At 44.1% G+C, this 1,987-nt stretch carries 2 protein-coding genes; one reads left to right on the plus strand and one right to left on the minus strand.

Annotated elements, in window-relative coordinates:
* Nucleotides 1-945, plus strand: a 945-nt coding sequence (locus A3766_RS15785; RefSeq protein WP_068642483.1) for a methyltransferase domain-containing protein, incomplete at its 5' end; no start/stop codon positions are given.
* Between the two features lie 53 nt (nucleotides 946-998).
* On the opposite strand, the gene A3766_RS15790 is transcribed toward A3766_RS15785, so the two are convergent.
* The gene (locus A3766_RS15790; protein WP_068510805.1) at nucleotides 999-1,874 is read right to left on the minus strand and encodes a hypothetical protein; all 876 of its coding nucleotides are present in this window, start codon (nucleotides 1,872-1,874) and stop codon (nucleotides 999-1,001) included.
* Nucleotides 1,875-1,987 lie beyond the last annotated feature (113 nt).

Below are 1,987 nucleotides of genomic sequence, written 5' to 3' on the forward strand. Positions count from 1 at the left end.
TTAGCCAAGGTTCATGATGAGGTACTAGCCCGTTACTATGGCTGCGGTCTAATTGCCCCACCCGTGCTTGAAGGAATGCAGGTAATGGATCTTGGCAGCGGGTCTGGCAGAGATTGCTACGTTCTATCCCAATGGGTTGGCGAACAAGGCCGTGTCTTAGGTATCGACATGACAGAAGAGCAGCTTACCATTGCACTTGAGCACGAATCTTACCATGCCGAGAAATTCGGCTACGCAAGCAAGAATACAGAATTCAAGCTGGGTTATATCGAACGTTTAAACGAACTTGGCCTTGAAGAAAACAGTTTTGATATCATCGTATCAAATTGCGTTATCAACCTTTCACCAGACAAGGAAGCCGTATTGCGAGAAGCCTATCGAGTACTAAAACCAGGAGGTGAGCTTTACTTCTCTGACGTCTATTCAGACCGGAGAGTTCCCCAACACCTTGTTGAGGACCCAGTCCTATACGGCGAGTGTTTGAGCGGCGCACTTTACTGGAACGATTTTGAAAACCTAGCTAAAAAAGTCGGTTTTTTGGACCCGAGGCTTGTAGAAGACGATGTCATCACTATTGAAAATGAATCGGTGCAAGAAAAAGTCGGCCATATCGGTTTTTATTCGGCAACCTACCGTTTATTTAAAATAAAAGACCTTGAACCGCACTGTGAAGATTATGGCCAGGCTGTTATTTACAAAGGCGGTATCGAGCACTTTGAACACGCTTTCGTTCTTGATAAGCACCATATCATCGAAAAAGGTAGGATTTTCCCTGTTTGCGGCAATACCTGGCGCATGCTGAATGAAACACGATTTAAAAAGTACTTCGAGTTTATTGGTGACTGGAACACTCATTACGGCATTTTTGAAGGCTGTGGATCTAGCTTACCCTTCGATGGTGACCCTATATTCGAAACAGGTGACGGCGGCTCTTCTTGCTGCTAACTTGAGCTAGCGCTCTATCTGAAGAGCTAAGCTATAACTATCCGCTTAGCTCTTCACCTCCTCTTCAACGCTCTAATATCTAGACCATTTTCGATCATATACTCTTGCATATCTTTCGCGTACATAATCCACCCTTTCGGGCTTAAATGAATTTCATCATCCCAATATTTTGCTGCTGACAAGTCTACTCCCCGACCAAAAGCATCATAACTTAGCGTATTCTGATATTGCCCCATTGCGCCTATAATTGTTTCAGAAAGCTGCGCATGCAGATAGCGAATCGCCCGCCTCCTTATACAGTTATCTATATTAGAAGTAAGCATAGGTGGATAAGCTTTCGCATCAAATGCTGTTTTTATCCAAGGCCCGGCCTTTAGGAATGCCAACTTGAAGCCTCGCTGGCGTTGATCTGGCGACGCATAACAATGCGCAAGGACAGGCACGCTAGGTAGATATCGGTCTCGGTCTCTCAATACCTTATGATAATCATCTCTGATGTTTTGAAGTAAGCGCTCTTTCCCTGAATTAAAGCACTCTGAAGGCGATTGATTTTTATCATCATAATCTTTAAGGATAAACTTTAAGCCAGCGAATAAATCATTCCCGCCCATACTTAGACAATATACATCGAGTCTAACTCGATTGTATTTAGCATAGCGAAATACACTGGATTCACGCGAAACCTGCTTTGCCGTAGCCATTGAGACGCTACTATCCCACCAGTTTGCGCCAGTAGGAATAATCTGCATCAGGGCCTGATGTAAATTATTCGGTCCGTAGAAAAAATGTTTCTGCCTGCCAGGGTAATCAAACCAGGAGTCACCTTGCACTACAACATTAGGGTATCGACGACGATATAAACTTTTCGCAACCGTTACAAAACTTGGTCCTGAGCCAGCAAGGAAATGCGCCCCTCTGTAACTATCCATGTTTTTTACTTCCCGCTAATACACAGTCTCTTTATGGAATAGCTATTTTGTCATAGTCAAAGGTAGAAGCTTTAGCTTTTTCAGTGGCCTTATCTTTGGCGGGGGCGCTAGTA

This window comes from Oleiphilus sp. HI0132 (assembly GCF_001635845.1).